Here is a 4,851-nt window from a genome sequence, read left to right as displayed (position 1 = left end):
GACCAGCCCCGTGAGCCCACCCACGCCGAGCGCGGCCAGGGCCATGACGGGGAAGGATGCCTTGCGGGGCTCGGGCACGGGCGCGGACTCCTGGCGCGCGGCGAGCGCGGCCTCCTTGCGGCCGTTGCGGAACATGAAGAAGGCGGCCACGAGCATCACCGTGGCGAAGAGCAGCAGTTGCAAGGTGCCCGAGACGAAGACGGACAGGCGCGCCCCCGCGTAGGTGCCCACCATGGCCACCGCCCCGAAGACGAAGGCCGCCCGGAGCCGCACGTTGCCCTTGCGCCAGTGGCCCGCCGCTCCGAAGAGGCTGGTGACGCCCACCACGGCCAGCCCCATGGCGATGGACTCCTTGGCCCCGAAGCCCAGGACGTACACGAGGATGGGGACGGTGATGATGGAGCCGCCGCCGCCGAGCAGGCCGAGCGACAGGCCGATGAGGGCCGCGAGCGAGAAGCCGAGGATGGGCATGGGGTCCGTTTCCGCTAGCCCTGGGGCGCGCGGGGTTCGCGCACGGCGAGCATCCCGCCCGCCAGGTTGTAGAGGTGCTTGAAGCCACGCTGGGCGAGCGCCTGCGCCGCCTTCGCGGAGCGCCCACCCGAGCGGCAGATGAGCAGCAGCGGTTGTTCCCGCGGCCACGACGCGGCCGCCGCCTCCAGCGTGCCCAGCGGGACGAGCTCCGCTCCGGGAAGGTGGCTCAAGGGGCCCGTGAACTCGTCCGGCTCACGCACGTCGATGCGCCGCACCTCGGGGCCGAGCGTGTCGAGCTGCGAGGGCGTGAGGTCCTGATAGGGGTGATGGGGTGTCATGGCTTGCTCCTGTTGGGAAGGGCAGGGGACTTCAGGCCCCCTGCGGAGAAGGCGCCGTGTGCCCACAGGCGCGGTTGGCTGGGACGGCGACGTCGATCTTCCTGGGCTTGGGCAGGTGGAGGTTGTTCATCACCTCGATGAACTCCTCCCGGCTCCTGCCCGCGACGCGCGGGTTGTGTCGCTTCTCCTCGCCGATGCTCGTCACCAGGTGACCGTGGTAGTCGTGCGCGGGGTAGACGAGCGTTTCATCCGGCAGGCGGAAGAGGACGCGGGTGAGGCTGTCGTAGAGCTGGCTCGCGTTCCCGTTCTGGAAGTCGGTGCGGCCGTTGCCGCGCACGAGCAGCGCGTCCCCGGTGAAGACGCGGTCGCCCAGCAGGTAGCTGACGCTGTCGTCCGTGTGCCCCGGGGTGGCGAGCACCTGGAAGACGCACTGCCCGACGCGCACCTCGTCTCCGTGGCCCACCTGGACGTTGGCGCAGGCGGCTCCTCCCTTGCTCCCCACCACCGTGGCCTGCGTGCGCTCGCGCAGCACGCCGGACGCGGTGACATGGTCCGCGTGCACGTGGGTATCGAAGACGTGGGTGAGGGTGAGGCCGAGCTCGCCCACCAGTTTCAGATCCCGGTCGACCTGCTCGATGACAGGGTCGATGAGGACGGCCTGCCGCGTGGACTCGTCGCCGAGGAGATAGGTGTAGGTCGAGGACTCTGCGTCGAAAAGCTGGCGGAAAATCATGTCGAAGCCTCCTGTCCTTGAGAGCCAGGGGGCGGACAAAAGGATTCAGGGCCTTCCCCTGGCGGAATCCTCCACCTCCGAATCTGGCTCTTACAGGACATGATTTCCTCCCTCCTCCCTCCCCTCCTGGGTGGGGCGCTCATCGGCCTGAGTGCCTCCTTGCTCCTGTTGGCCAATGGCCGGGTTGCCGGCATCAGCGGCGTGGTGGGCTCGCTGCTGGCCCCCGTGCGCGGGGATGTCGCCTGGCGCGTGCTCTTCCTCGCCGGACTGCTCACCGGGGGCCTGCTGCTGGCGTGGCTGCGCCCTGGCTCCTTCCCGGCCCCCACGTCCTTGAGCGCGGGCGGCGCCTTGCTGCTGGTGGGGGCCGGACTGCTGGTGGGGTTCGGCTCGCGGCTGGGCAACGGCTGCACCAGCGGGCACGGCGTCTGCGGCATCAGCCGCGGCTCGGCCCGCTCCATCGCGGCCACGCTCACCTTCATGGCCACCGGCGTCCTCACCGTCTTCCTGATCCGCCACGTCCTCTAGGGAAAGCCCTCCATGCGTTCAAACATCAGTGCGTTTCTCAGCGGCCTCCTCTTCGCCATCGGCCTGGGCATCAGCGGCATGACGGACCCGGCCAACGTCCTCGGCTTCCTCGACATCGCGGGGGATTGGGATTACCGGCTCGCGTTCGTGATGGGCGGCGCCATCGCCGTGCACGCGGCGCTGCGGCCCCTCATCCTCGGACGTGAGCGGCCCCTGTTCGCCGCGAAGTTCCCCACGTTCTCCGCCCGCGGGGTGGACCGCGGGCTCCTCGTGGGCGCGGGCCTCTTCGGCGTGGGCTGGGGGCTCGGCGGCTACTGCCCTGGCCCCGCGCTCACCTCGCTCGCCACCGGTGCGACGCAGTTGCTCGTCTTCGTGCCCGCCATGTTCGCCGGCATGTACCTTGCTCAAGGACCGCGAGCGTGGAGGAGGCGACCGGGTGATGTCGACGCGAACCGATGAGCAGCTGATGGAGGCCGCGCGCGCTGGCGACGACAAGGCGCTGGATGAGGTCCTCGCCCGCCACGAGAAGCAGGTGTACCGCTTTGGCCTGCGCATGTGCGGCTCGGAGGAGGACGCGAAGGAGGTGCTCCAGGAGACGCTGCTCGCGGCCTTCCAGGGCATCCACTCGTTCCGGGGCGACGCGGAGCTGTCCACGTGGCTGTATCAGGTGGCCCGCACGCACTGCCTCCGCCTGCGCCGCAAGCGCGCCGGAGCACCCGAGGAGTTCCAGCCCCTCGACTCTCCCGCGGCCACCCACGTCGCCGCGGAGGCTGCCACCCCGGACGTGGTGTCCCATGCGCGGCAGATGGGGGAGGTGTTGCAGGCGGCCATCCTCGCGCTGCCGGAAGCCCACCGGGAGGTGCTCATCCTCCGGGACGTGGAGGGCCTGCCGGCGGAGGAGGCGGCGAAGGTGGTGGGCATCGAGGTGCGGGCGCTCAAGAGCCGGCTGCACCGCGCGCGGCTCCAGCTGCGCGAACACCTCTCCACGCTGATGGGGGAGGGCGCCCAAGAGCAGGCCCCGGCGTGCCCGGAGCTGGCGCGGGAGCTCTCCGGGTTCGCCGCGCAGGAGGTGGACCAGGCCACCTGCGTGCGTCTGGAGGACCATCTGTCGCGCTGCCCGCGCTGTACCGAGGCGTGCGACTCGCTCAAGCGCACGGTGTCCCTGTGCCGGCGCATTCCAGGGGACGAGGTGCCCGCGCCCGTGCGCGCGGCGGTGCGCCAGGCGCTGTCTCAGGCTACGAGGCCGTGAAGGGCAGGGCGGCCACCGTGACGGTGCCCGCGCCTTCGCCCAACGTCAGCTCCGTGCCCGGCTCCAGCGAGTCTCGGTGCACGTAGCCCAGCGCCACCCGCTGACCCTTCACCGGGGACGTCACCACGCTCGTGACCCAGCCCACCTTCTTCTCCCCGCGGCGCAGCTCCGTGCCGGGCGCCACGTCCTTCTCACCCAGCAGCAGCCCCGCCAGCTTGCGGTTCATGTGCCCGCGGAAGGTGGCCCGGGCGATGACCTCCTGCCCGATGTAGCAACCCTTGTTGTAGGAGATGGCGTTGGTGAGGTTCGCCTCCAGCGGGATGGTGGTGTCCACCATGTCCTGCCCGTAGCGCGGCACCCCCGCCTCCACCCGCACCAGTTCCAGCGCGTCGAACCCCAGCGGCTTCAGCCCGTGCGCCCCGCCCGCCTGGACCAGCGCCGCCCACACCGCCTCCAGCCCCGCGCGCGGCACCAGCACGTCCACGCCGGACAGCCCGCCCGGCAGCGCCGTCCCCAGGAGCAACACCTCCTGGCCAGCGATGGACGCCTTGCGGCTGGACAGGGGCGCCGGAAGCTCCGAGGGGCCGCCCGGGACGGCGGCCAGCACCTGGGCCGTCCGGGGGCCGAGCAGCTTCAGCCAGCCCCATTCCGGGGTGCCGTCGTGCAGCTCCGCGTCCTCGGAGATGAGGTATTTGTCCAGGAACTCCCGCACCTTGGCGCCCAGGCCGGGCTCCAGGTCCAGCAGGAGGTCGTCCTCCCGCTTGAGGATGCGTGCATCTCCCACCATGGCGCCCTTCACCGTGATGAGGGCGGCATAGGCGGCCGAGCCCACCGGGAGGTTCTTCACCTCCTGGGTCACCATGCCGTGGAGGAAGGAGGCGCGATCCTCCCCCGTTATCCGGAGGATTTCGCGGTAGGACGCATCGTGCAGTGCCACTGCGTCACGGGCCGCGCCATACTCCGCGCCCACGTCTCCATACCCGGCCACGACCTCGCGGCCGCCCACCGAAATGAAGCGGGCACCCACCTGCTCGTGAACAAAATGCAGCGTCAGCGGTTCCATGCCCGTCGCTATATAGAGGCGCAGGAGCGGATGCCACGATGGATGTGAAGCAGCTTTCGGCCTTCCAGGGCTTCTCCTTGGAGAAGCTCCAGAAGCACTCCGTCTTCCAGTCGGGTCGCTTCTTCCTCGACGTCTACTGCCTGGCCCCGGGCCAGGCGCAGAAGCCCCACCGGCATGCCACGTCCGACAAGGTGTACCTCGTGCTGGAGGGAAGCTGCCGCTTCCGCATCGGCGACGAGGAAGCGGCGCATGGCCCCGGTTCCACCCTTTTCGCCCCCGCGGGCACCGAACACGGCGTCGTCAATGACGGCCCGGACAACGCCCGCCTCCTCGTCCTGATGACCCCCTGGGTCACCATGCCGTGGAGGAAGGAGGCGCGATCCTCCCCCGTTATCCGGAGGATTTCGCGGTAGGACGCATCGTGCAGTGCCACTGCGTCACGGGCCGCGCCATACTCCGCGCCCACGTCTCC

8 protein-coding genes are annotated in these 4,851 nt (G+C 70.4%); 4 read left to right on the top strand and 4 right to left on the bottom strand.

Translation table 11 applies throughout. The features are described from left to right. The 3 genes from D7V77_RS40250 to D7V77_RS40240 all read right to left on the bottom strand — a co-directional run. The coding region (locus tag D7V77_RS40250; RefSeq protein WP_147452322.1) for a sulfite exporter TauE/SafE family protein at positions 1-471 on the bottom strand (471 nt) is incomplete at its 3' end. Between the two features lie 14 nt (positions 472-485). Further along, the gene (locus D7V77_RS40245; protein ID WP_120581481.1) at positions 486-809 is read right to left on the bottom strand and encodes a rhodanese-like domain-containing protein; all 324 of its coding nucleotides are present in this window, start codon (positions 807-809) and stop codon (positions 486-488) included. Between the two features lie 31 nt (positions 810-840). After that, positions 841-1,542, bottom strand: coding sequence for an MBL fold metallo-hydrolase (locus D7V77_RS40240; RefSeq protein ID WP_120581480.1), 702 nt, complete (start codon positions 1,540-1,542; stop codon positions 841-843). Positions 1,543-1,641: 99 nt separating this feature from the next. Between D7V77_RS40240 and D7V77_RS40235 the strand changes: the two genes are divergently transcribed. From D7V77_RS40235 to D7V77_RS40225, 3 genes are read left to right on the top strand one after another with little or no spacing between them, the layout of a single operon-like run. Further along, complete coding sequence (locus tag D7V77_RS40235; RefSeq protein ID WP_120581479.1) at positions 1,642-2,067, top strand: YeeE/YedE family protein; 426 nt, start codon at positions 1,642-1,644, stop codon at positions 2,065-2,067. A gap of 12 nt (positions 2,068-2,079) precedes the next feature. Then, on the top strand, positions 2,080-2,526 hold the full coding sequence (locus D7V77_RS40230) for a DUF6691 family protein (protein WP_120581478.1): 447 nt from the start codon (positions 2,080-2,082) through the stop codon (positions 2,524-2,526). Next, the gene (locus D7V77_RS40225) at positions 2,507-3,316 is read left to right on the top strand and encodes a sigma-70 family RNA polymerase sigma factor (RefSeq protein ID WP_120581477.1); all 810 of its coding nucleotides are present in this window, start codon (positions 2,507-2,509) and stop codon (positions 3,314-3,316) included. Before D7V77_RS40230 ends, D7V77_RS40225 begins: the two co-directional genes overlap by 20 nt. Here the strand turns inward: D7V77_RS40225 and D7V77_RS40220 are convergent. Next, positions 3,303-4,379, bottom strand: a complete 1,077-nt coding sequence (locus D7V77_RS40220) for a folate-binding protein YgfZ (RefSeq protein WP_120581476.1) — start codon at positions 4,377-4,379, stop codon at positions 3,303-3,305. The genes D7V77_RS40225 and D7V77_RS40220 overlap by 14 nt on opposite strands. A 38-nt stretch (positions 4,380-4,417) precedes the next feature. Between D7V77_RS40220 and D7V77_RS40215 the strand changes: the two genes are divergently transcribed. After that, the gene (locus tag D7V77_RS40215) at positions 4,418-4,792 is read left to right on the top strand and encodes a cupin domain-containing protein (RefSeq protein ID WP_233597523.1); all 375 of its coding nucleotides are present in this window, start codon (positions 4,418-4,420) and stop codon (positions 4,790-4,792) included. Positions 4,793-4,851: the final 59 nt, after the last annotated feature.

It is taken from the genome of Corallococcus sp. CA041A, assembly GCF_003612075.1.
Classification (GTDB): domain Bacteria; phylum Myxococcota; class Myxococcia; order Myxococcales; family Myxococcaceae; genus Corallococcus; species Corallococcus exiguus.
This window is presented reverse-complemented; position numbering and strand designations above follow the sequence as displayed.